The sequence below is a fragment of the Spirulina sp. CCY15215 genome, assembly GCF_016888125.1.
Lineage (GTDB): Bacteria > Cyanobacteriota > Cyanobacteriia > Cyanobacteriales > Spirulinaceae > CCY15215.
On record NZ_JACSWA010000313.1, the window covers coordinates 1 to 22,785 of the forward strand.

Sequence of the window (22,785 nt, forward strand, 5' to 3'; positions counted from 1 at the left end):
TATACTTTCAAACTTATTCTTTTTTCTTGGTTCGGCGCGCTGTTTTTGAGAACCCCGTTTCCGGTTGCTCTCTCAACCGCGCATTTACTAAGGTAGCTACTTTTTCTCTACCTGTCAACCCTTTTTGCGAAAATATTTTCCTCTCTACTTATCTTTTTTCCTGCATCCCTCTCATATCAACTCTTTCGGGTTTTAAAAAAACAGGAAATTCTTTTTGGAATTTTCCTGTTTTTGCTTTTCTAGTTTCTATGTTCTGGTTTTACCCTAGGGAGCTAGAGCATTTCCTCGCAACATACTTCCTAGAGTTTTAGCTGTGATTTTCATTTGGATAAGGGGATTGGCTGGCACTACTGTCTTATATAGATAGCTATCGAAGGTTAGGCGCTGTACGTCTCGATCCGCACACATTTCGACAAATGCTTCTCGGGTTGCATCGGTTCGGTAGAATACGCGTTGCAGCAGGTCTAAGACTAAATAGGTCATGCCATATTTTTTATCCCACTGTTTCAGGTATTGTTTGAGATCGCTTTCACTGGGAATCTGCTGACCGTTGTTGCTTGTTTCTATTATGGTTTCAGCACACATCCTTGCTGACTTGGCCGCAAAGTAGATTCCTTCTCCGGATGATTTGGTTACTGTTCCGGCTGCGTCCCCGACGAGAGCGACTCGACCCACGACTCGTCGAGGTCTTGGATGCTCGGGGATGGGATGCGCTTCTACTTTAATAATTTGCCCCCCTTGCAATTTTCGTGCCGCTCGGGTGCGAATTCCTTTTTGTAAATCCTTGATTTTGGCTTTGTTGATTTTCATTGTTCCCGTTCCGACGGCTACGTGGTCGTATTTGGGGAAAACCCAAGCGTAAAAGTCGGGGGATACGTCATCTCCCACGTACATTTCTGCCAAGTCTTCGTAGTAGCTCATTTGTCCTTCAGGAAGACGGATGCGCTCTTGGAAGGCGATCGCGTAGTTATAATCTCCTGCGTCTATTGCTTTGGCAATCCGGGAATTTGCTCCGTCTGCACCAATGACAACATCGACTTTGAGGGTTTTCATAACCCCGCTTGCACTGCCATCAGAATGATCGGCATAATGCAGGGTATAGGCTTCGCGATCGCTCGAGGGGATATCTAGCTTACATACTGTTCCATTGATTAAATTTGCACCTAATTCGGCGGCGCGATCTCTTAAAAAGCCGTCGAGGACTTCCCGACGACACATTCCTATATATTCATCTTCTCGCTCAATATTGATATCTACCTCAACATTGGAGGGTGAGATCATTTTCATTTTTCTCACCCGACGGTCTATGATCTCCGGAGGTAGAGCGAATTCTTCCACCATACATAAAGGGATCGCTCCTCCACAGGGTTTCGCATTGTCCAATTTACGCTCGAATAAATAGGTTTCTATTCCAGCTTTAGCTAAAGTCTCGGCTGCCGACGATCCGGCAGGTCCTGCTCCTACTACTGCAACTCTTAGTCCCACGACTTTTCTCCTGTGCTTTACAGGTTTGCATGGTAGCACGGACGTATAAAGAGAGTGGTTACTTGCAGAAAGTTTCCGGAAATTTGCAACAGACCTTAACAGACTCTGTAATATTTTGCAATATTTTCCGCCAGAACTAACAAAAATAGGAATTTGTCAACTTCATAAGTAGTTTGAGCCAATGCCAATGTCAAGTTTTATTACTGCTGAAGTTTCAAAACTGCCATAAATGCCTCTTGAGGCACATCTACAGTCCCGATAGACTTCATGCGTTTTTTTCCTTTAGCTTGCTTCTGTAAAAGTTTTTTCTTCCGCGAAATATCCCCCCCGTAACACTTCGCCAAAACATCTTTTCGTAAAGCCGGAATTTGTTCGCTTGCAATAACCTTTGAACCGATCGCCGCTTGTAAGGGAATCTTAAATTGATGGCGAGGAATGAGTTCTTTTAACTTTTCTGTCAGGGCGCGTCCCATAGGATAAGCCTTATCCTTGTGTACGATAGTGGCTAAAGAATCTACTGGATCGCCATTGACCAGAATATCCAATCGCACCAACTTATTCTCCCGATAACCTGTGAGATGATATTCCATACTGGCATAACCCCGAGAGCGAGATTTCATGCGATCGAAAAAATCTGTCACGACTTCTGCTAAGGGCATATCATAAATTAACGTCGTGCGCTTACTGGCAAAGTAGCGCATATCTTTAAAAATGCCCCGACTGGTTTGGCACAAATCCATTAATGTGCCGACATATTCTTCAGGGGTAATAATTTCTAAATGAATGTAAGGTTCCTCGAGCTTTTCTCGTTTGTCGGGGGAAACTAATTGGCTGGGATTATCGATTTCGTAGCTTTCTCCCGAGTTTGTCGTGACGCGATAAACTACCGAAGGAGCCGTGGTAATCAAATCTAAATTGTATTCTCTTTCTAATCGTTCTTGGACGATTTCCATGTGTAGTAATCCCAAGAAACCGCAGCGAAAACCAAATCCCATTGCGCTAGAAGTTTCCGGTTCGTATTGCAAAGCAGCATCACTGAGTTGCAGTTTTTGCAAGGCATCTCGCAACTCTTCATATTGTGCGGAATCTATGGGAAATAGGCCGCAAAAAACCATTGGTTTTGCTTCTGCATATCCTGGTAAAGGTTCTTCGGCGCGATCGCTGGCTAAGGTAATTGTATCGCCTACCCGAGCGTCAGCAACGGCTTTAATTGCAGCCGCAATATAACCCACTTCCCCCGCGTGTAGTTCATCTACTGGGATTTGACCAGGAGAAAGAATGCCAAGTTCGTCGATTTCATATTCCTTTTCCGAAACCATCAAACGAATGCGATCGCCTTTTTTGACTTTCCCATCCATGACTCGAAAATAAATAATAACACCTCGATAAGGATCGTAATAACTGTCAAAAATAAGGGCGCGTAACGGTTCTTCAATGGTATCTCGTGGCGGCGGCACTAAATGCACAATAGATTCTAAAATTTCATCAATACCGATGCCTTCTTTTGCAGAGGCTAAGATCGCCCCGCTACAATCAAGACCGATAATTTCTTCAACTTCGGCAATAACTTTCTCAGGTTCGGCTCCTGGTAAGTCTATCTTGTTTAAAACGGGAATAATTTCCAGATCGTTTTCTAATGCTAAATAAACATTGGCTAGAGTTTGTGCTTCTACCCCTTGGGACGCATCTACGACTAATAAAGCTCCTTCACAGGCAATCAGCGATCGCGATACCTCATAGGAAAAGTCTACATGACCTGGCGTATCGATAAGATTGAGAACATACTCTTCCCCATCTTCGGCTTTGTAGTTCATCCGTGCGGCTTGTAGCTTGATGGTAATGCCTCTTTCTCGCTCTAAATCCATACTATCGAGGAACTGCTCTTTCATTTGGCGCTGCTGTACCGTCCCCGTTACCTGCAAGAGGCGATCGGCAAGGGTTGACTTCCCGTGGTCGATATGGGCAATAATGCAGAAGTTGCGAATGCGGGAGGTGGAAACGTCGGTCATGGCGTGTACGGGTTGGCCTCAATATTTCTTAATCTATTGTAATATTGTCTTGCACTTTTGGCAGGAAAAGGAAACCAGAATCTCCACTTTGCTGCAAAAACTATTATCTGTTGCTCGATTAAAGGAGGAAATTAATGTTCGTTGAAATTCTCGATCGCGAATTTCTTAACAACCAAGTTCTTGATTATATCATTGCCTGTGCTATTATTATCATTGGCTTGATAACTATTAATATAGTCCGGGCTTTTTTCATTCAATCTCTAAAGCGGTGGGCAAAGCGAACTACCACAACTCTTGACGATAAATTAATCCACATTTCCGAGAAAGCCTTAATTCCTGTTCTCTATCTGGGAACGGTTTATCTGGCGATCGACAAACTGAATTTACATCCCATTCTGGAAAGAACTTTTGATGCTATTTTAACGATTGTTGCCACTATTTTTGTCATTCAGTTACTTTCCAATACTTCTGAATATCTATTGCGACTCTATTTAGTTCGTCAAGATAATCCTAATTTAATGCAAAGTTTTCGGGCAATTATGCCCGCAATCCGTATTATTTTATGGGCAATTGGGTTTATCTTTTTACTGGATAATTTGGGCTTTGATATTTCTGCCCTCGTCGCCAGTTTGGGAATTGGTGGAGTTGCGATCGCCCTTGCTTCCCAAGGATTACTACAAGATTTGTTTAGCTATTTTTCAATTTTATTAGATCGTCCCTTTGAGTTGGGTGATTTTATTGTGCTTGGTGACTATATGGGAACAGTAGAACATATTGGGATTAAAACAACTCGACTTACCAGTTTAACGGGAGAAGAATTAATTATTTCTAATGCCGATCTAACAGCATCTCGACTCCGTAATTTTAAGCGCATGGAAAAAAGACGAATTGCTTTTAAGATTGGCGTTGTTTATCAAACAAGTCCAGAAGAATTAAAAGCAATTCCTGAAATTATCAAAAAAATTATAACTTCTATTCCAGAAGCAACATTCGATCGCGTGCATTTTTCAGACTATGGCGACTTTAGTTTGAACTATGAAATCGTCTACTTTGTCAACAACAACGACTACACTGTGTATATGGATATACAGCAAAATATTAATTTAGTCTTATTTCAAGCCTTTGCCGAGAGAGGCATTGAATTTGCCTACCCAACTCATGTTACATATCTACAATCGCCGGAACAAGGGAAAACCTTAATAAAAGATTAAAGGATAATTCAAAATAATTCTGCTCCTTTGATAGGCGCAACCTGTTGAATATTAGCTCTTTCTCCACAAGCGCGGGGGGTAGGAAATAACTTTCCCGGATTAGCCAATCCTTTAGGGTTAAAGGCTTCTCTAACATACTGCATTGATTCTATATCTATTTCATTAAACATTTGGGGCATATAACAGTTTTTATCCGCCCCAATTCCGTGTTCTCCTGATAAACTTCCCCCCGCTTCCACACACAATCTGAGGATTTCTTCCCCAACTTTTTCGACTGCTGCAAATGCACCCAGTTCGCTACCATTGTAAAGAATTAAAGGATGTAAATTACCATCTCCCGCATGAAAAACATTAGCAATTTGATAGCCCGATCGCTCGCTTAATGCCTCAATTTCCCGCAAAACCGCAGCCAATTTCGTACGAGGAATCACCCCATCTTGTACGAAATAATTAGGACTCATTTTACCCGCCGCCGCAAAAGCAGCTTTTCTTCCTTTCCATAATTTAAGACGAGTTTCGGCATCAGTAGCGGTGGTAATTTCCCGCGCCCCATTCTGAGTACAAAGTTTGGCAACGCGCTGAATATTTCCCTGTACTTCAACTTCTAAACCATCCAATTCAACCAATAAAATTGCCCCCGCATCTCGAGGATAACAATTAGTCGCTACTACATCCTCAACTGCATTAATACTGAGATTATCCATCATTTCCATTCCCGCAGGAATAATCCCCGCACCGATAATATCTGTCACCGCAGTTCCCGCCGCTTCAATGGTGGCAAAATCCGCAAGAAGAACACAAATTGATTCGGGAGTTTTCAATATTTTTAAGGTGATTTCCGTCGCAATTCCTAACGTTCCTTCCGATCCGACAAAAACCCCCGTTAAGTCATATCCAGGCATTTCTGGAACTTGCCCGCCAACATCAACAATAGAACCATTAGCGGTAACAATTTTTAAACCTAAAATATGATTGGTTGTCACACCATATTTAAGACAGTGTACGCCCCCCGAATTTTCCGCCACATTGCCCCCAATGGAACAGATAATTTGACTGGAGGGATCTGGGGCGTAGTAAAATCCTGCACCGCTTACCGCTTGCGTCACCCAATTATTAATCACTCCTGGCTGTACGATCGCGCTGCGATTTTCCCAATCAATTTCGAGAATGCGTTTCATTTTTGCCGTGACAATGACCACCCCATTTTCGATGGGTAATGCCCCCCCTGATAGCCCCGTCCCCGAGCCTCGAGCCACCCAAGGTAGATTGTAGCGATCGCACAGTTTCACCGCCTCTGCGACCTCTTCTGTCGTCCGAGGAAGCACCACGAGGGCAGGCCGTTGACGATAGGCTGCTAAACCATCGCATTCATAAGTTAAGAGTTCTTCCTTGCGACGCACAACACAGCCTTTCCCTAGCACTTGCTCAAATTCTCGCACAATCGATCGCCATTGATTTTTCGTTTCGGGGGGACTATTTTTTACAATCATCGGTCATCGGTCACTCAAAACTATTCTTCCATTGTGGCAAAAAAAAGGATAGGGTGAAAAAAATAGGGAGTTTTTAGGGATTTCTCTAGATGAGGACATCGAACTCTGTTGCCTTTTCTTGTCTCGCTTCCCCTCTCACACCGCAGATCCTCTCCCGAGGGAAAGTTGTACAATTTATTGGCAGCGAAAGTGAAAAATTTCCGATCTAGCCCGACCTAGATTGACTTCAAAACGTGAATATGGCAGAAGGTGCACAGCAATTGCTGAAAGTGGCGAAGGAAGGTATTGAGAGGGCTAAATCAGCTTGGTTGGCTGAAGCCGGCAAAATTCTTGATTCTCATGGGTTGCAAGTTTCCCTCGCTAGTATTCACAGTTTTCTTCAAGGTCAGCCTCTCGAACGCGAAGATTTTGAACAAATTTGTACTATTTTAGGGTTAAATTGGCAAGAAATTGCCGAAGTATCGCCAATTTCTGGGGATTTTGAACTGGATTCTCCTCCCGAAGAAGCGATCGAACCTAGTCTTGGCGCGATCTCGTCTTTGGCAAGAAAAAGAGCATCCGAAAAAATGATCGAGGCCTATTGCAAAGTTCAATTGGTTGTGGGTCAATGGGTTCCTAGCGAAAGTTTTGAATTTGATGTTTATTTAGTTGATAAAATTCCTCGCGATGTGTATCTAAATTTACCAACTTTCCTCAAAATTTGCGATCGCTCTCAAGATTTTGAAAGATTTGGCTTGGGCTATCGCATGGAAAAAATGACCGGCATAAAAGCAGTTACGGATTATGCAAAACTTGTCATTCTCGGTAATTCTGGAGTGGGGAAAACCGTTTTTTTGCAATCTCTGATCGTTGCTTGTTGTCGAGGAAACTTTCAAAAGAATTATATTCCTATTTTTTTAGAGTTGCATAAATTGCCAGATTTGAAAAAAGGAATTACTGAGTATATTCACAATATTTTAGGGATTGAAGATCGCCAGCAAACAGAACAATTACTCAATTATGGACAATTTTTTATTATATTTGATGGCATAGATGAAGTCGTTTATCAAGAAAGACGCGATTTACAGTATCAATTGCGGGCATTTACTCAGCGCTATTATAAAAATCGTTTTATCATTGCCTGCCGAACGCAAATTACAGATTATACTTTTCCTACATTTACTTATGTAGAAATTGCTGAACTTAATCAAGAGCAAATTAAAAAATCTGCAAAAATTTGCTTTCAATCCCTCGCGAAATCTCATTCTCAAGGAAAAAAGCTAGTTCACCAATTCTTGTTAGATTTAGAAGTACCGGAAAATGAGAAAATTCTCAGGTTTTCCATGTATCCCGTTTGGCTAAATTTAATTTGTGTGATTTTTTATGAAGATCAAAAATTGCCGTCAAGACTTTTTAACTTATATGAACAAGGATTAAGATTGATTTTTCAAATAAAAGATATTGAAGAAAAAGATGAATTAACTTCAATTCAGCAAGAACTTGGACTCGAACAAAAGTTGGATTTATTGTATTATCTGAGTGTATTGACATTTACCAAAAAAGAGTTATTTTTTGAGCGCGATCGCATTTCTGTTTACATTGCTCATTACTTTTTCAATCCCCTTTCTGAAAATAAAAAACAAGAGAGAGAAAACTTACTTAAAGAAAGTCGAGAAATTTTGACTTCTCTAGAAAAGTATAATCATATTATTATTGAGAGAACACAAAAATATTATGCTTTTTCTTATCTCAGTCTTCAGGAATATCTCATTGGAAGATTTCTACTCAAAAATTTTGAACCCGATAATTTGAGAAAAGAATTAGATCGTTTCGATCGCTTAATTTGGAGTGATCTCTTTATTCTCGCAGTGGGAACGATGGAATATGTTGATGATTTTCTCTTACAAATTAAACAGAGAATTGATAGTATTATTGCCGAAGACAAGAAATTGCAAATTTTTCTTTCCTGGGTGCATCAAAAGTCTATTTTTGTCCAAACACCCTACAAAGTTTCCGCAGTCCGTGCTTTTTACTTTTCCCAAGCCATTAACCCCATGTTTGATGCAAAATTATCTCATCCTCTTGATTTTTCCCATGCCGTAAATCGTGGGTTAAAAGCATCTATTCATGATCGTTCTCTAGCTTGTAATTTGGATCGAGATTTAGATTATGCTTTTAATCATCAAACAATTAATGAGTTAGCACCAGATTTTATTATTGATTTAATTCTAGATTCTTTGTTGGTCACTTATGCTCACGATCTTGATTTATTTTTAACTTTTACAGAAGATCGTAATATAGAAATTAGTGGCGATCTTAAAAATGCCTTAGAACGATATCGTGACCAGCTTCCTGACATCGATCGCGATCGCATTCACTATCAAGAATGGTGGCAGGAAAATGGCGAGATTTGGACGAGAAATTTACGACTAGCGATCATCGAACATCGTAATATTGGTTATGATTGGCAATTTGACTCAGCACAAAAAACCATCCTCAAACAATATTATAATTCAGTTAAATTACTGGTTGATTGTATGTATAGAAACCCTAAGATTACCGATGCAGCAATCCAAGAAATCGAAGAAACAATTCTCTTACCGATCGCCGAAATTGATAAAAGAGGATTAGGTAATTAATAATTGATAATTATTCATTTTTCAAGGCTTGACGAAATCCGAGAACCACTAAAATATTAGAAAAGGTTAAAAATAATTCTGCACTACCATGCAGCCAGTCTATATCAGCTAAAGGAAGATTGTAAGCAATTTTGGCATAAATTCCGGCTGGAATTGTGACAAAGACAAAGACTAATAAGACATAAAAACCAATCAATGCTAATCGAGGCGCTTTTTGCGATCGCGTTAAAAACCACAAGAATCCCAAATAAGGAAAGAGAGAAAGTGCAAATAATGTATCTTTAGAGAACATCTTTTTCTAATCTAATTTTCTTCTAATTTTTCCGAATGAGACGATCGCCATAATCCCCATGCAGCCAAACAAAGGGTACTATTCCCCAAAACTGTTGTTGCAGCTTGCAGCGTCACCAACCACTCTAGTGATTTAATGTTCTCGAAAAAATGCCACGTACAAGCACACATTGCGCTCACAAATGCAGGTAACATTGCTAAAGCGAACCATTTCCAAGCGCGATCGCCTTTAATTTCGCCATAGCGCCAAATCAACCAAATCGCGACGATCCATTCAATCACGCTGGAAATATGAACAATCCACGTTGGGATAGAAAGAGAGTGCATAGAATCTTTAATTCTTTCTCGATAATTTTCTGATTCTTCTTATTTATCATACAGGCTAAGAGTCTTTTTTATTGTTGAGAATAACAAACCAAATACTGAAGAGGAATGAAAAGCCCTCGCAAGAAGTCGAATTGACTGAAGAGAAGAGGAATCGTGACAGAACAAGTTCTGTGATAGGATTGGGACAAACCCAATGAGCCGAGAATCTCCCGTTAACCTTTCAGGTGTAACAGCGAGAGTAGCAAAATATAGATAGGGATGAAGAAAATTTGAGTAACAGTCTTCTCGATTTTACGTCCCTAGCGCAGAAAAAATGTCTCTCGAGACATACACCCCGCCCCCAACAACAACGTTAGGATCGGGTGAATTTTAGAAAAAAATAGGAGATCCGTTACCAATGCAGGAACTTGCAGTTCGTCCGACATTTGATTCTACAAGCGAAACTTACGAAAGCGAAACTTACAAAGACGCATATAGCCGCATCAATGCCATTGTGATTGAAGGGGAGCGAGAAGCCCACGGCAATTATCTCTCCATGGGCGAACTGTTACCCGACTATAAAGATGAGTTAATCAAACTCGCCAAAATGGAGAAACGCCATGAAAAAGGGTTCACCGCTTGCGGCAACAACCTGAAAGTTACTCCGGATATGGACTTTGCTAGAGAGTATTTTTCTCAACTCCACGGTAATTTCCAAAACGCCTATGCCCAAGGAAAACTCGTCACCTGCTTCCTGATTCAATCTTTGATTATCGAGGCCTTCGCGATCGCCGCCTACCATAAATATATCCCCGTCGCTGACGAATTCGCCAAAAAAATTACGGAAAAAGTTGTCCAAGACGAATACACACACCTCAATTTCGGGGAAAAATGGCTGCAAGCCCATTTTGAAGAAGCCAAAGCTGAACTCGAGGAAGCCAACAAGCAAAACCTACCCCTCGTTTGGAAAATGCTCAACCAAGTGACCGATGATGCTCTAGTCCTCGGTATGGAAAAAGAAGAACTGATCGAAGACTTCATGATGAGTTACGGTGAGGCTCTAGCCAATATTGGTTTCTCCCCCCGCGAACTCATGAAAATGTCTGCTTATGGCTTGAGTGCTGCTTAATCAAACTCTTGAGAAACCATAAATAGGGGCAATCCGATGCGATCGCCCCTATTTTACGACCAAATTTTGCTACCATCTTAGAAAGTCTTTACTTTTTTTTAACTTTAGATTAACGCCCGATACGAGGTTTCATAGCGAGCAATCAATGTTTGGTCTTATCGGTCATCTTACTAGCCTAGAACACGCTCAAGCCGTTGCCCACAAACTCGGTTATCCCGAATATGGCAATCAAGGATTAGATTTTTGGTGTTCCGCCCCCCCGCAAATCGTCGATGATATTACTGTCAAGAGCATAACAGGACAAACGATTCAGGGAAAATACGTCGAATCCTGCTTCCTGCCGGAAATGCTCTCTCAACAACGAGTCAAAACTGCCATTCGGAAAATTCTCAACGCTATGGCTTGCGCGCAAAAAAATAATATTGATATTACAGCCCTCGGCGGATTTTCCTCTATTATTTTCGAGAACTTCAATCTCAAAAATAATAAGCAAGTGCGCGGTGTCGAACTAGATTTTTCCCATTTCACCACTGGAAATACCCACACAGCTTATATCATTTGTCGGCAAGTCGAAGCGGCTGCCCGAGCGGTTGGCATTGACCTCTCTAGTGCAACTGTTGCCGTTTGTGGTGCAACAGGAGACATTGGTAGCGGTGTTTGTCGCTGGCTCGATCGAAAGACCGATGTACAGGATTTATTATTAATTGCTCGCAACAAAGAACGCTTGCAAAACCTGCACAATGAATTGGGACGAGGAAAAATACTCAGTCTTGAAGAAGCATTACCCCTCGCCGATATTGTCGTTTGGGTTGCTAGTATGCCTCGAGGCATAGATATTGGTGAAATTCCTCTCAAGAATCCCTGTTTGTTGATTGATGGAGGCTATCCCAAAAATCTAGATACAAAAATCCAACAGCCTGGGGTTCATATCCTCAAAGGCGGCATTGTCGAACATTCCCTCGATATTGACTGGAAAATTATGGAAATCGTGGAAATGGATTCTCCCGATCGCCAATTATTTGCCTGTTTTGCTGAAGGAATGCTCTTGGAATTCGAGCAATGGCACACCAATTTCTCTTGGGGACGCAATCAAATCACCGTTGAAAAAATGGAGAAAATTGGTGCAGTCTCTATAAAACATGGCTTCAAACCCTATCAGTTAGCGATGGAAAATCGGTGATTGATATTGATAGCTAATGTCTCATTAACCGATCGCCGATAACTAAATAACTGAGCTAATGCCAGCAACAAAGAATCGTCCATTTTTATTGGATTTTGAAAAACCCCTGAACGAGTTGGAATCGAAGATTGAGCAAATTCGCGAACTGGCTCAAGAAAATAATGTTGATGTTTCCCGAGAAATTCGCGACTTGGAAGCCAAAGCAGAACAATTACGAGAAGAAATTTTTAGTACCCTTAGCCCTTCCCAACGGCTCAAACTCGCCCGCCATCCCCGTCGTCCCTCGACTTTGGACTATATTCAAGCCATTAGCGATGATTGGCTCGAACTTCACGGCGATCGCGGCGGTTATGACGATCCTGCCCTAGTTGGCGGTGTAGGGCGCTTGGGGGGAATGCCCGTAGTGATGATGGGACACCAAAAAGGCCGAGATACAAAAGATAATGTCGCTCGCAATTTTGGCATGGCTTCCCCAGGAGGCTATCGTAAAGCCATCCGTTTGATGGAACACGCCAATCGCTTCCGAATGCCGATTTTAACTTTTATTGATACTCCTGGGGCTTGGGCAGGAGTCGAAGCAGAGGAATTAGGACAGGGAGAAGCGATCGCCTATAATCTCCGGGAAATGTTTAGTTTTGATGTTCCCATTCTCTGTACTGTCATTGGTGAAGGGGGATCTGGGGGTGCATTGGGTATTGGTGTTGGCGATCGCCTCCTCATGTTTGAACACGCTGTTTATACCGTCGCCACTCCTGAAGCCTGTGCCGCTATTCTTTGGAAAGACGCAGGAAAAGCCCCGCAAGCCGCAGCAGCCTTGAAAATAACTGCCCGAGATTTAAAAGATTTGGGCATTCTGGATATTATTCTTCCCGAACCCTCCAGTGGCGCTCATGCCGATCCCCTTGGGGCTGCGGGTATCCTCAAAGAAGCGCTAGAACAGAATCTAGAAACCCTATTGACCCTCACTCCTCAACAGCGAAAAGATTTGCGCTACCAAAAATTTCGGCAAATTGGCAAATTTGATTTGGGAAATGGGGAGTAGGGAATCAATTCCTGATTAATCAGGACTAATCTCAAACTGCTATACTAAGAAAAGTAACATTTGTTTACAATATTTTTGGTTCGAGAAACTAGCTTGCTATTTCTCTAGAGCCTTAACTGTGAAGGTTTGATGAATTACAAATCAAGTAAAAATCGTGCTGCGATCACTGGTGCGAGTAGCGGTATTGGAAAAGCGACTGCACTAGCTTTTGCCCGAGCCGGAATTGATGTTGCTCTGGTCAGTCGTTCCCGAGAGAAACTTCAAGCTGTTGTTGAAGAAGCACAAGCATTAGGAGTTGAAGCTAAAGCCTATGTTGTAGACTTGGCCAAAGTTGAGAATGTCAGAACAGAAATGGAGGCGATCGCCGCCGATTTCGCTCCTATTGATATTCTAGTTAATAATGCCGGCATGGGCTATACGGGAACATTAAGTGAAACCCCTCTAACAGATTGGCAGCAGGTTCTCGATCTCAATCTCACGAGTATTTTCCAATCCATTTTAGGAATTTTACCCTCCATGCGCGATCGCGGCAAAGGCACAATTATCAACATTGCCTCGATCGCCGGGAAAACTCCCTTCCCCGGTTGGGGTGCATACAGTGTCAGTAAAGCGGGACTGATAGCCCTCTCGAAAACCTTAGCTGCTGAAGAACGTGCTAATGGCATTCGCGTCGTTGTCTGTTCTCCAGGTGCAGTAAACACTCCTATTTGGGATACTGAAACGGTTAGCGTCAACTTTGATCGCACGGCAATGCTGACCCCAGAAATTGTCGCTCAATCTATTCTTCACACTGCTCTATTACCCGATGGGGCGGTTATCGAAGAGATAACTTTAATGTCCAATAGTGGCACTTTGTAAACAGTTCTTATCTCAACGTTAATTTTTGATCAGAATCAGATTTTTCAATAATTTTACTATGACCATTACTACTTCTAACGGGGCTACCCCTTCCAATTCCATTGCTGCCAATGCTAACAATCTTTCTGCTCCTCGAGAGCTTCTAAGTCGTCCTGATCGCATTACCCATAATGGCCAGCAAGCTCAAATTCGTCCTGTCTCAGAAGAAGCTCAAATTGAGATGATGGATGCTGTACGAAAGATATTAGAAGGGGTTGGAGAAGATCCCGAACGGGAAGGACTCCTAAAAACGCCCAAACGGGTTGCAGAAGCAATGCAGTTTCTCACCCAAGGGTACAGCCAATCCTTAGAAAAGCTCGTCAATGATGCCATTTTTGACGAAGGACACAATGAGATGGTCTTAGTACGAGATATTGATTTCTTTAGCCTCTGCGAACATCATATGTTACCTTTTATGGGACGCGCTCATGTTGCTTACATTCCCAATCAAAAAGTGGTTGGACTGAGCAAATTGGCTCGCATTGTGGAAATGTATTCTCGTCGCTTACAAGTTCAAGAACGATTGACTCGTCAAATTGCTGAAGCGATCCAAGAAATTTTAGATCCTCAAGGTGTGGCAGTGGTTATGGAAGCCTCTCATATGTGTATGTCCATGCGCGGCGTGCAAAAACCTGGCTCTTGGACAGTGACAAGTGCAATGATTGGTGTTTTTCAAGATGAGCAAAAAACTCGCGAAGAATTCTTGAGTTTGATTCGCCATCAACCTAATTTTTAGGGTTTAACTTGGCCAACAGTTGGGCAACTTTGGCTAAATCTTTATGGCCAGGCGATCGCTCTACTCCACTGGATAAGTCAATACCATGAGGATGTATTTGGCTGAGGGCTGCAAGAATATTATCGGGAGTGAGTCCCCCAGCTAAGAACCAGGGACTTGCTGGCTGAAAGTCTTGTAATATCTGCCAATCGAGGGTTTTTCCTGTTCCTCCTCGTTGATGGGGGTGATAAGCATCCAAGAGTAGAGTGTCGATCGCCTGGCAATAATTGTTCGTCTGGTTGAGATCTGTGGGATTTTTGATTCGCAAGGCTTTGATTAATTCTATCTTGGGAAGATGTCGGCGCAGGTGCAGGCAAAATGCTGGAGACTCATCGCCGTGGAGTTGAACTCCTGTAAGTCCTGTAGTCTTGGCGATCGCCGCGATCGCATCAACGTCGGTATTAACAAAAACGCCGATTTTATCAATATTTTCGGGGAGTTGTCGGATAATAGCAGCAATTTTTGGGGGTGGAATATAACGGGGCGATTTTTCAACGCAGATAAATCCCAGTGCCGTCGCTCCTAATGCCGCGATCGCGCACCCCTGCTCTGTTTCAGTGATTCCACAAATTTTGATTCGCATTTTTTCGTGAGTTTGTCTCAAATTGATAATTGATAATTGATAATTAATACTTAATAATTAATCATTGCTCATTAAGAATCAATGCCGTCCGACGACTCATTTCGCAGAAAAAAAAAGCGCTCTCGAGATCGTTCTTTGCCACCCCTCAATTCAGGGAAACACAATACTCAAAGTCAAAACAACCGAGAAGGGGCTTTACCGCCGTCATCTTCCTCGGGGTTAAGTAAGTTTCCTGAATTTCCCAAGCGGTTGCGTCCCTTGCGATCGAATCGTTCTCGTTTGAAAAGCACTCGCCCTCAGATAACTGGCGATCGCGATATTTCTCCCCTTCAACCTACTGGGTCAAATTCTTCGCGAGAAGGCGATCATTCTGGGGTACGGAAAAGACAACCATTAGGGCGAACGTCATCTTCACGTCAACGAGAGCCTTTATCGGCACAGGAGCGTTGGGAAGCTCGAGTTAACAATACCTCCTCTCTTGCCCTTGTCTCGAAGCCGTCAGCGTCTTCCCCTTCTTTTTCTTATTTACTCTTGTTATATGGAGTCCGCTTTGCCATTTTGGGGATCGGGTTAGGGGCGATCGCGGGAACGTTAATCGCTACAATTGCCCCATACCGTCAAATTGAGCGGGTACAGGCATCAATTGCCTCCGAGGAAGAAAAAGTTTTAGCTCCATTGGCCGCCGCTATGTCCGTACCATTGGGGGAGGAAATTCTACCTCTCAAAACTAAAATTGAGGCCATCGCCCAGCAAAATCCCCGCTACGATCTGGGAGTGTTTTTATTGGATTTGGACACCCAAGCCTACGTTAATTGGCAAGGAAGCAAACAGTTTTCTGCGGCGAGTACCATTAAAGCACCTATTCTCATTGCTTTTTTTCAAGAGGTTGATGCCCGAAAGGTGCGCCTTAACGAAACATTAATTATGGATGAAGAGTCAAGGGTTGGAGAATCTGGGCGAATGCAATACCAGCCGGTGGGGAGTAAGTTTTCGGCGCAGGAAACCGTGGAAAAAATGATTGTTGTCAGTGATAATACGGCAACTAACATGATTATCAAACGTTTAGGGGGTATTGAAGCCCTTAATCGTCGTTTTAGCGAATGGGGCTTAACTTCCACTACCATGAGTGAACTTCTCCCAGATGTTAGCGGCACAAATTTAACCAGTCCTGTCGATCTGGCCAATGTTTTAGTGATGGTTAATCAAGGGAAGTTAGTATCATTACGATCGCGCGATCGGTTGCTCAACATTATGAAGCAAGTTGAAAATCGACAGTTATTACCGCAAGGATTAGAACCAGGGGCAAGTATTGCTCATAAAACAGGGAATATTGGTTCTTTAATTGCTGATGCGGGTTTAATTGACACGCCAACAGGAAAGCGTTATATTGCTGTTGTTATGGTTAAACGAGAATATGATGATCCCCAGGCTCAGGAGTTAATTAAACAAATCTCTAGGGAGGCATATCAGTATTTTAATCAGAGGACACCCACTCCCAATACAACAATTGTGCCAAGAGAAGAGAGGGAGTCTGTTGCATTTAAACGTCCAGCAAATAGCGAAGGTTTTAGAGATCGTTAATTAAATATGAAATTACCAATACTTGCACTATTAGTTACGGGATTATCTGGTTCTCCCGCATTTTTGGAAAGTCTACCAACAGCGCAAATTTCTTTACCTAATTTGCCCGTATCTTCTTGGGAAATTGCCCATTACGATCCCAGTACAATGGAGTCTTTAGATCGTGCTATTCTTGCCGATCCCAATAATGCAGAGGCTTATCATCATCGCGGTTTACTTTGGATTCATGTCGAAGATTATCCCAAGGCGATCGCCGATTTTAGCGAGGTGATTCGCATTGAACCGAATAATGCTCAAGCCTATAACTATCGAGGGACGGCGTTATTTTGGAGCCGACAATATGATGAGGCACTCGATGATTATAACCGCGCTATTGAACTCGATGAAAACTTAGCGACTGCCTATTTTAATCGCGGTTATTTGCATCGGCAATTTGGGCGCATTCAGGAGGCGATCGCCGATTTTAGACGTGGTGCAGAATTATCTCAGCAACAAAAAGATAATGATGTTTATCAACAGGCTTTGGAAATTCTTAGGGACTTGGAAAAAACCCCTCAATTAAGTTTATCGGCATTGTTCGATCGCGGCAGAGAAAAACTGCAACGGGGCGATTTTTTAGGCGCAGTTTCTGACTTTAATCAAATTTTACCCCAGACTAATAACAAAAGTCAAGTTTATTATTCCCTTGGATTAGCACAAATGGGTTTAGAAGATTATCGCGGTGCGATCGCTTATTTTGATGCGGCAATTCGGGACAATTCTCGCTTTGTTGAAGCCTATAATCAACGAGGGGAAGCGTTGATAAGGTTGGAAGATTGGCAAACTGCATTAATGGATTTTAATCACGCTTTAGAACTGGATGCCAATTTTGCTCTAGCTTATTATAATCGCGGACAAATTCGCCTTGAAGAAGAGAATTTAAGCGCTGCACTAGAGGATTTTAATACAGCGTTAAAGCTAGATGCAAAAATTGCAGAGGCATATCGCGATCGCGGTGTTGTTTACGCTCGCATGGAAGAAAAGGAACAGGCAATTTCCGATTTACAAAAAGCTGCCGAACTTTTTTCTGTTCAAGGAAATATAGTTAGCTATCATCAGAGTTTAGCTTACATTCAAGCAATTGAAAATTCGCAGTAGGATGGTCAGGATATACTAATATAACTCGAAAAATATTGATAATAACTCCCTGCCCATCCTACAGATTTACTAAAATAAAAATTTAGCGATCGCCTCTGCAACACCATCTTCCTCAACAGAAGGAGCAACCCATTTAGCTACTTTTTGGACATCAGGTGGTGCATCCCCCATAGCAATACCCAAACCAGCATATTCAAGCATTTCCAGATCGTTATAATTATCGCCGATCGCCATCACATTTTCAGCAGCATAACCGAGAATTTCGGTTGTTAAAAAATGCAATGCAGTTGCTTTATTCACACCAGGATGAGTTGCTTCTAAAAAATAAGGTGAAGATTTGGTTAAATATAATTCTGAGGGTGAATAACGATCTTTAAGTATCGCCATCATCTCTCGAATTGCATCCACATCGGGACTTAAAGCCAAAATTTTCGTGGGAGGATTTATTAGTAAAGTTCGCAAGTCTTGGGTAATATTTGCCTCAATACCCGAACGAGCGATATATTCACGAGTATATTGGGTAGATTCTCGCACGTAGAGGCAATCGTCCCAATAACAATGAATATCAACGCGATCGCGCCATTGGGGTTGTTCGTAATAATCTAACAATTCCCTCGCAGATTGGAGAGAGAGGGGGCTATGACGCAGAATTTCCCCGGTTATAGGATTTTGAATCCAGGCCCCGTTATAAGCAATAATAGGCAATTGTGAGCCGATCGCCTGGTGAAAGCGTAACGCTGATCGATACATTCGTCCCGTCGCGATCGCCACTTGAATGCCTTGTTTTTGCACTTCGGCGATCGCCTTTTTAACCCCTTCGGAGACTTGATTGGATGTCCCCGCGATCGTACCATCAACATCTAAGACTAATAAACGAATGCCCATAATTGAGTTTCCAATGTTTATACTGAAGTTAATGCTTGTTGGTTGAGTGATGGTGCAAATTTCTCCTAAAATAATTTCTCTTCAAGACTTTCTCGCGAGTTCAGAAAGTCACGAGTCTTACGAACTAATTGACGGAGAAGTAATTCCTAAAATGCCACCCCAACGCTTTCACTCTAAAACGCAACGTGCCTTATTGCATTATTTAGAAAACTGGGGAGAGTCGCGGGGAGAAGTAGGAATTGAGTGGTCGGTTACATTACAGCGACAGGGACGGGACTGGGTACCTATTCCAGACTTACTTTTTGTCCATCGCGATCGCCTCCCCCAAGTCTTGGGAGATGAACCTTGTCCGATCCCTCCGGATCTGGCGATCGAAATTATTTCACCGGGTCAAAGTTTTGGGAGAATGGCAGAAAAAGCAACAGATTATTTAGCAGCCGGAGTTTTGCGGGTTTGGGTAGTGGATCCTCAATCTCAAAGTATTACAGTTTTTGCGCCTAATACTTTACCCGTCACCTATCGCGGCGATCGCATTCTTACCGATGAATTATTCCCAGAATTTTCCTTAACAGCGCGATCTTTGTTTATAAGTGCAGGAATAAGTGCTTGATCTGTTGCTAGGATCGGTCTAGCTAGATTTTTTGAAATGAATAAAATTCTCTCTCAAATTCAAGCCGTGGCAAATTCAGTAAACTCTCGCTTGTAGGGGGGATGAAATGCGAGAACGATATCACTATTGGGAACGCCAGCAACCAGCAAATCCGTCGCAATTCCTTCCGTCGTCCAATCTTCCTCAATCCAAATTTTACCATTCTTGAGACGGGCAAAAATCATCGTGCGAGAAATGCGCCGATCGCCATTCCAACCCACCTGAAACCACAGAAAATAACCGCGATCGCGATCGCAAATCAAACAATTATCAAACATATCATCAGCAGCGCGATCGGCCCAGTCATGATAATCGCGGATCGTTTCTTCTAGGATATCTACATATTGATTTCTGGATTCCATAAGATAATTACCTCCTGCTGAGAGTTGATAACGAAAAATTTGACGGCATTGCGATCGATTGCAAGTTGGACAGAAGGACGAAAAAAAATGCGTTCGTGGGAAGTGCGATCGATTGCCAAGTAAAGCTGTAAGCTAGGTGCTGTAGCACTCAAGAGATCGCGATAAAATATATATTGCCCGAGAGCATTATGAAAGTCGTATAAGGGCGATCGTCCGACAAAACTCTTGATTTCTACAATTATTTTAATCCCTTGACGTTCGGCCGCAAGAGGACGGGAAGCAGCAAGATCGGCATAGAGATCTGCATCTTCGTAAGAAATGCGATAGGGGTCTGCAAATATTGTCCAGCCTTCTTTAATTAGAGATTGTTTGACAGCATTGTGGTAGATGTCTTTGGCTGGCATAATTTTGTGCTTATCTTATTCACGTCTCCATTTTATCGCACTTCTCAAAGCTAAAAATCTGACTTGCAACCGAGGAAATTAATATCCTAGGGTATTGTGCCAATTTAAAAATGAAAGAAGATGGTAGAATTATAGTCTTCTTTACTAAGATTCACAATTTATTATCGGTGTAAATTAAAGATAGTTAAAGGCGATCGCGAACGGGATGAACGAAGAAAAAAATGCTTATTTTGTTAGTCGCTTGGTGTTATTAGCGACCCTCTGGTTAATGGGGTTGGTATTCTGGGTTAAAGTTTCCGTAGGTTGGGAAGCGCGATCGCTGGGACTATTAGTGCAATGTTTACATACTCTGATTATTTGTTTTAATGCCCTTTTGGGGTTTTTAGCCGTTATTGGTTCCGATCGCCCAGATGGACGAGAAATTTATGGTCATGGCAAAAAAGAAGTTGTATTGACCTTTGCTTTAGTGGCAAGTTTGGCGATCGCTTCTTTCTTTTTCTTTGAAACATTAATTCCTCAATTTCAAGCCGCTTTAAAACGAGAAATCTTGCCTTTTCCTTTAGAGGTTAAAATTCCAATTCTACAATTTCTTGGATTTGTATCTTTGCCGATTTTAGGAATAGCCTCTTTTTCTTTATATCAAGCCAAGCGTTTAGATCACGCCATCCTTGCCTTTAATGCCAATCAGTTATTTAAAGAAGCAGGTTTAACTTTATTAGTCTTCGCTGGACTCTGGGGAGTTTGGTGGGGAGAACCTTTAATTGACCTTGTTTTAGCGATTATTCTTTATATTTTGGTTTTAGATGAATTTTGGCAGTCCATCGCGTGGAATTTGCCCTTAATGCTGGAACAAAATGCAATTGCTTCAGAAGCGATCGCCGCGATCGCTCAAAGTGTGCGAGGAGTTTCTCATTGTTCTAAAATTCGCACGAGGGGAATTGTAGGACAATTTGTTTATATTCAAATGCACCTCATTTTAGAACCACGTTATGAAAAAGCCACCACAGGCATCGCGCGTAAAATAGAGGAAGCATTACGGTTGAGATACGGTTCTCTGCAAGTCACCTTTTATATCGATACAGAAACCGGGCGATCAGATATATTGCGATAGCGATCCCGCTCGTAAATATCTCATTTATGGTGCGGAAAGTCTTGAATTCTATTTTCAACCCTGAAAATGGTGAGGATTTGCGAAGTCCAGATGAGTCGGAAAGAGAACGTTTACAGGAACGGGAACGCGCTGAACGAACGTGCTTTGCAGGAGTTGCGCGATCGCCTCAACGCAATGGAAAATCAAAACAGTTAAGAAAACAAAATTGACCCGTCTTTATAGCTTATAATAGTCCCTCCTAGCATAAAGTTAACGTTTTGGAGTGCAGCCGGAATGAAGGTTTTGGTAGTTGGTAACGGCGGTCGAGAACACGCTTTGGCATGGAAACTCGCCGAGTCTCCGAAAATTAATGGTGTTATCTGCATTCCAGGTAATGGCGGCACGGCATCTCTTGATAAATGCCAGAATATGCCGATGCGAATCGATGATTTTGAAGGAATTGCTCGTTTTGCAGGGGTACAAGGCGTTTCCCTCGTGGTTATCGGACCCGAAGCGCCCTTGGCAACAGGTCTGACGGATTATCTCCTCGCCCAGAATATTCCTGTTTTCGGACCCACAAAAGCAGGGGCGCAAATTGAATCGAGTAAGTCTTGGGCAAAGACACTCATGACAGATGCGGGCATTCCCACGGCAAAAGGGGAAACTTTTACGGATGCTGAAAAGGCAAAAACTTATCTGCAAAAACAAGGCGCTCCCATCGTGGTGAAGGCGGATGGGTTAGCATCAGGTAAAGGTGTTATTGTGGCTCAAACCTTACAAGAAGCCCGCACGGCGGTCGATACCCTCTGGGATAAAGGATTTCGCAAGCTGGTTATTGAAGAATTTTTGAGTGGGGAAGAAGTTTCCGTTTTTGCGATCGCCGATGGTATTACCTTTCGTACTTTACTCTCCGCCCAAGACCACAAGCGCATCGGGGAAGGGGATACGGGTTTAAATACAGGAGGTATGGGCGCTTATGCCCCGGCTCCCATTGTAACTCCCGAGTTGATGGCACGCATCGAGGAAGAGGTTTTTCGCCCCATCATCAGCGCCCTAAAGCGGCAAGATATCGATTATCGCGGGGTTTTGTATGCGGGTTTAATGATTTCAACGACGGGGGAACCCAAAGTGCTTGAGTTTAACTGTCGTTTCGGCGACCCGGAAACCCAAGCCATTTTGCCCTTGTTGGCAACTCCTCTCGATAAACTCTTACTCGCTTGCGCCCAACAAAAACTAGCAGATTTTCCCCCCTTGGAATGGAAACCAGAGAAATCTGTCTGTGTGGTTGCCGCAGCAGAGGGATATCCTGAAGATTATCAAAAAGGAAAGGCGATCGCGGGCATTAAAGCGGCAGAAGAATTAGAGGCGCTTGTTTTCCATGCTGGCACGAAAAAGAAAGGCGATGGAGTTGTCACCAATGGTGGCCGGATTTTAGGCGTTACGGCTTTAGGAGAAACTTTTGCCGAGGCGATCGCCAAAACCTATCAGGCGATCGAGGGGATTGAATTTGAAGGAATGTATTATCGTCGGGATATTGGCCATCGCGTCCTTCCCAAAACCCCTTCCCCTCCAGTTAACACTCCCTCTGTTCCCAGCAGCAAGCCCTTTTCTACCGACGATGAAAAGGAAGACCTTTGGGGAGAAAAGACAGAAAAATAACA

Annotated in this window: 22 protein-coding genes; 13 read left to right on the forward strand and 9 right to left on the reverse strand. The window is 42.7% G+C overall.

The genetic code is table 11. From position 1 onward, the window contains the following. Positions 1–264: 264 nt before the first annotated feature. Together chlP and lepA are read right to left on the reverse strand one after the other, a co-directional pair. Complete coding sequence (gene chlP / locus JUI58_RS05215; RefSeq protein WP_204102692.1) at positions 265–1,485, reverse strand: geranylgeranyl reductase; 1,221 nt, start codon at positions 1,483–1,485, stop codon at positions 265–267. A 200-nt stretch (positions 1,486–1,685) separates the two neighbouring features. Continuing rightward, positions 1,686–3,494 carry a translation elongation factor 4 gene (gene lepA, locus JUI58_RS05220; protein ID WP_204102693.1) on the reverse strand — a complete coding sequence of 603 codons (1,809 nt, stop codon included), beginning with the start codon at positions 3,492–3,494 and terminating at the stop codon, positions 1,686–1,688. Positions 3,495–3,628: 134 nt separating this feature from the next. Here lepA and JUI58_RS05225 point away from each other — a divergent pair, with 134 nt between their 5' ends. Next, positions 3,629–4,705, forward strand: a complete 1,077-nt coding sequence (locus JUI58_RS05225) for a mechanosensitive ion channel family protein (protein WP_204102694.1) — start codon at positions 3,629–3,631, stop codon at positions 4,703–4,705. Positions 4,706–4,713: 8 nt separating this feature from the next. On the opposite strand, the gene glcD is transcribed toward JUI58_RS05225, so the two are convergent. Beyond that, positions 4,714–6,195, reverse strand: a complete 1,482-nt coding sequence (gene glcD / locus JUI58_RS05230) for a glycolate oxidase subunit GlcD (protein WP_204102695.1) — start codon at positions 6,193–6,195, stop codon at positions 4,714–4,716. 239 nt (positions 6,196–6,434) lie between these two features. On the opposite strand from glcD, the gene JUI58_RS05235 reads away from it, so the two are divergent. Continuing rightward, positions 6,435–8,813: an NACHT domain-containing protein gene (locus JUI58_RS05235; protein ID WP_204102696.1), complete on the forward strand. Its 2,379-nt coding sequence runs from the start codon at positions 6,435–6,437 to the stop codon at positions 8,811–8,813. A 10-nt stretch (positions 8,814–8,823) separates the two neighbouring features. Here JUI58_RS05235 and JUI58_RS05240 read toward each other — a convergent pair whose 3' ends face one another. Together JUI58_RS05240 and JUI58_RS05245 are read right to left on the reverse strand one after the other, a co-directional pair. Further along, positions 8,824–9,105 (reverse strand): DUF3593 domain-containing protein, encoded by a 282-nt coding sequence (locus JUI58_RS05240; RefSeq protein ID WP_204102697.1) that lies wholly within the window; start codon positions 9,103–9,105, stop codon positions 8,824–8,826. Positions 9,106–9,116: 11 nt separating this feature from the next. Then, positions 9,117–9,431: a DUF2499 domain-containing protein gene (locus JUI58_RS05245; protein WP_204102698.1), complete on the reverse strand. Its 315-nt coding sequence runs from the start codon at positions 9,429–9,431 to the stop codon at positions 9,117–9,119. Positions 9,432–9,828: 397 nt separating this feature from the next. Between JUI58_RS05245 and JUI58_RS05250 the strand changes: the two genes are divergently transcribed. The 5 genes from JUI58_RS05250 (at position 9,829) to folE (ending at position 14,394) form a co-directional block, all read left to right on the forward strand. Continuing rightward, positions 9,829–10,539 carry an aldehyde oxygenase (deformylating) gene (locus JUI58_RS05250; protein ID WP_204102699.1) on the forward strand — a complete coding sequence of 237 codons (711 nt, stop codon included), beginning with the start codon at positions 9,829–9,831 and terminating at the stop codon, positions 10,537–10,539. Positions 10,540–10,684: 145 nt separating this feature from the next. Further along, the gene (locus JUI58_RS05255) at positions 10,685–11,719 is read left to right on the forward strand and encodes a long-chain acyl-[acyl-carrier-protein] reductase (protein ID WP_204102700.1); all 1,035 of its coding nucleotides are present in this window, start codon (positions 10,685–10,687) and stop codon (positions 11,717–11,719) included. 58 nt (positions 11,720–11,777) lie between these two features. Then, positions 11,778–12,761 carry an acetyl-CoA carboxylase carboxyl transferase subunit alpha gene (accA, locus tag JUI58_RS05260; RefSeq protein WP_204102701.1) on the forward strand — a complete coding sequence of 328 codons (984 nt, stop codon included), beginning with the start codon at positions 11,778–11,780 and terminating at the stop codon, positions 12,759–12,761. A gap of 129 nt (positions 12,762–12,890) precedes the next feature. Beyond that, the gene (locus JUI58_RS05265) at positions 12,891–13,619 is read left to right on the forward strand and encodes an SDR family oxidoreductase (RefSeq protein WP_204102702.1); all 729 of its coding nucleotides are present in this window, start codon (positions 12,891–12,893) and stop codon (positions 13,617–13,619) included. Positions 13,620–13,677: 58 nt separating this feature from the next. Continuing rightward, positions 13,678–14,394 (forward strand): GTP cyclohydrolase I FolE, encoded by a 717-nt coding sequence (gene folE / locus JUI58_RS05270; protein ID WP_204102703.1) that lies wholly within the window; start codon positions 13,678–13,680, stop codon positions 14,392–14,394. On the opposite strand, the gene JUI58_RS05275 is transcribed toward folE, so the two are convergent. Further along, the gene (locus tag JUI58_RS05275) at positions 14,384–15,016 is read right to left on the reverse strand and encodes a phosphoribosylanthranilate isomerase (protein WP_204102704.1); all 633 of its coding nucleotides are present in this window, start codon (positions 15,014–15,016) and stop codon (positions 14,384–14,386) included. The genes folE and JUI58_RS05275 overlap by 11 nt on opposite strands. 81 nt (positions 15,017–15,097) lie before the next feature. Between JUI58_RS05275 and JUI58_RS05280 the strand changes: the two genes are divergently transcribed. Together JUI58_RS05280 and JUI58_RS05285 are read left to right on the forward strand one after the other, a co-directional pair. Then, positions 15,098–16,597, forward strand: coding sequence for a serine hydrolase (locus JUI58_RS05280; protein ID WP_204102705.1), 1,500 nt, complete (start codon positions 15,098–15,100; stop codon positions 16,595–16,597). 6 nt (positions 16,598–16,603) lie between these two features. Beyond that, complete coding sequence (locus JUI58_RS05285; RefSeq protein WP_204102706.1) at positions 16,604–17,734, forward strand: tetratricopeptide repeat protein; 1,131 nt, start codon at positions 16,604–16,606, stop codon at positions 17,732–17,734. A 69-nt stretch (positions 17,735–17,803) separates the two neighbouring features. Here the strand turns inward: JUI58_RS05285 and JUI58_RS05290 are convergent, their stop codons facing one another. After that, a complete protein-coding gene (locus JUI58_RS05290; protein WP_204102707.1) occupies positions 17,804–18,619 on the reverse strand; it encodes a Cof-type HAD-IIB family hydrolase in 816 nt (271 codons plus the stop codon). Between the two features lie 49 nt (positions 18,620–18,668). Between JUI58_RS05290 and JUI58_RS05295 the strand changes: the two genes are divergently transcribed. Further along, the gene (locus JUI58_RS05295; protein WP_204102708.1) at positions 18,669–19,229 is read left to right on the forward strand and encodes a Uma2 family endonuclease; all 561 of its coding nucleotides are present in this window, start codon (positions 18,669–18,671) and stop codon (positions 19,227–19,229) included. A 59-nt stretch (positions 19,230–19,288) separates the two neighbouring features. On the opposite strand, the gene JUI58_RS05300 is transcribed toward JUI58_RS05295, so the two are convergent. After that, positions 19,289–19,630: a XisI protein gene (locus JUI58_RS05300; RefSeq protein WP_204102709.1), complete on the reverse strand. Its 342-nt coding sequence runs from the start codon at positions 19,628–19,630 to the stop codon at positions 19,289–19,291. After that, positions 19,606–20,034, reverse strand: a complete 429-nt coding sequence (locus JUI58_RS05305) for a XisH family protein (RefSeq protein ID WP_204102710.1) — start codon at positions 20,032–20,034, stop codon at positions 19,606–19,608. The genes JUI58_RS05300 and JUI58_RS05305 overlap by 25 nt, the downstream gene beginning before the upstream one ends. Positions 20,035–20,239: 205 nt before the next feature. Between JUI58_RS05305 and JUI58_RS05310 the strand changes: the two genes are divergently transcribed. From JUI58_RS05310 to purD, 3 genes are all read left to right on the forward strand, one after another. Then, positions 20,240–21,145 (forward strand): cation transporter, encoded by a 906-nt coding sequence (locus JUI58_RS05310; RefSeq protein WP_204102711.1) that lies wholly within the window; start codon positions 20,240–20,242, stop codon positions 21,143–21,145. 26 nt (positions 21,146–21,171) lie between these two features. Continuing rightward, positions 21,172–21,354, forward strand: a complete 183-nt coding sequence (locus JUI58_RS05315; RefSeq protein WP_204102712.1) for a hypothetical protein — start codon at positions 21,172–21,174, stop codon at positions 21,352–21,354. Between the two features lie 64 nt (positions 21,355–21,418). Beyond that, entirely contained in the window at positions 21,419–22,783 is a 1,365-nt protein-coding gene (gene purD / locus JUI58_RS05320) for a phosphoribosylamine--glycine ligase (RefSeq protein ID WP_204102713.1), read from the forward strand. Positions 22,784–22,785: the final 2 nt, after the last annotated feature.

Bases quoted from the DNA above. Each gene is read 5' to 3' on its own strand.
- lepA (WP_204102693.1), bottom strand. From the start codon at position 3,494: ATGACCGACGTTTCCACCTCCCGCATTCGCAACTTCTGCATTATTGCC.
- JUI58_RS05225 (WP_204102694.1), top strand. From the start codon at position 3,629: ATGTTCGTTGAAATTCTCGATCGCGAATTTCTTAACAACCAAGTTCTT.
- glcD (WP_204102695.1), bottom strand. From the start codon at position 6,195: ATGATTGTAAAAAATAGTCCCCCCGAAACGAAAAATCAATGGCGATCG.
- JUI58_RS05235 (WP_204102696.1), top strand. From the start codon at position 6,435: ATGGCAGAAGGTGCACAGCAATTGCTGAAAGTGGCGAAGGAAGGTATT.
- JUI58_RS05240 (WP_204102697.1), bottom strand. From the start codon at position 9,105: ATGTTCTCTAAAGATACATTATTTGCACTTTCTCTCTTTCCTTATTTG.
- JUI58_RS05245 (WP_204102698.1), bottom strand. From the start codon at position 9,431: ATGCACTCTCTTTCTATCCCAACGTGGATTGTTCATATTTCCAGCGTG.
- JUI58_RS05250 (WP_204102699.1), top strand. From the start codon at position 9,829: ATGCAGGAACTTGCAGTTCGTCCGACATTTGATTCTACAAGCGAAACT.
- JUI58_RS05255 (WP_204102700.1), top strand. From the start codon at position 10,685: ATGTTTGGTCTTATCGGTCATCTTACTAGCCTAGAACACGCTCAAGCC.
- accA (WP_204102701.1), top strand. From the start codon at position 11,778: ATGCCAGCAACAAAGAATCGTCCATTTTTATTGGATTTTGAAAAACCC.
- JUI58_RS05265 (WP_204102702.1), top strand. From the start codon at position 12,891: ATGAATTACAAATCAAGTAAAAATCGTGCTGCGATCACTGGTGCGAGT.
- folE (WP_204102703.1), top strand. From the start codon at position 13,678: ATGACCATTACTACTTCTAACGGGGCTACCCCTTCCAATTCCATTGCT.
- JUI58_RS05275 (WP_204102704.1), bottom strand. From the start codon at position 15,016: ATGCGAATCAAAATTTGTGGAATCACTGAAACAGAGCAGGGGTGCGCG.
- JUI58_RS05280 (WP_204102705.1), top strand. From the start codon at position 15,098: ATGCCGTCCGACGACTCATTTCGCAGAAAAAAAAAGCGCTCTCGAGAT.
- JUI58_RS05285 (WP_204102706.1), top strand. From the start codon at position 16,604: ATGAAATTACCAATACTTGCACTATTAGTTACGGGATTATCTGGTTCT.
- JUI58_RS05290 (WP_204102707.1), bottom strand. From the start codon at position 18,619: ATGGGCATTCGTTTATTAGTCTTAGATGTTGATGGTACGATCGCGGGG.
- JUI58_RS05295 (WP_204102708.1), top strand. From the start codon at position 18,669: ATGGTGCAAATTTCTCCTAAAATAATTTCTCTTCAAGACTTTCTCGCG.
- JUI58_RS05300 (WP_204102709.1), bottom strand. From the start codon at position 19,630: ATGGAATCCAGAAATCAATATGTAGATATCCTAGAAGAAACGATCCGC.
- JUI58_RS05305 (WP_204102710.1), bottom strand. From the start codon at position 20,034: ATGCCAGCCAAAGACATCTACCACAATGCTGTCAAACAATCTCTAATT.
- JUI58_RS05310 (WP_204102711.1), top strand. From the start codon at position 20,240: ATGAACGAAGAAAAAAATGCTTATTTTGTTAGTCGCTTGGTGTTATTA.
- JUI58_RS05315 (WP_204102712.1), top strand. From the start codon at position 21,172: ATGGTGCGGAAAGTCTTGAATTCTATTTTCAACCCTGAAAATGGTGAG.
- purD (WP_204102713.1), top strand. From the start codon at position 21,419: ATGAAGGTTTTGGTAGTTGGTAACGGCGGTCGAGAACACGCTTTGGCA.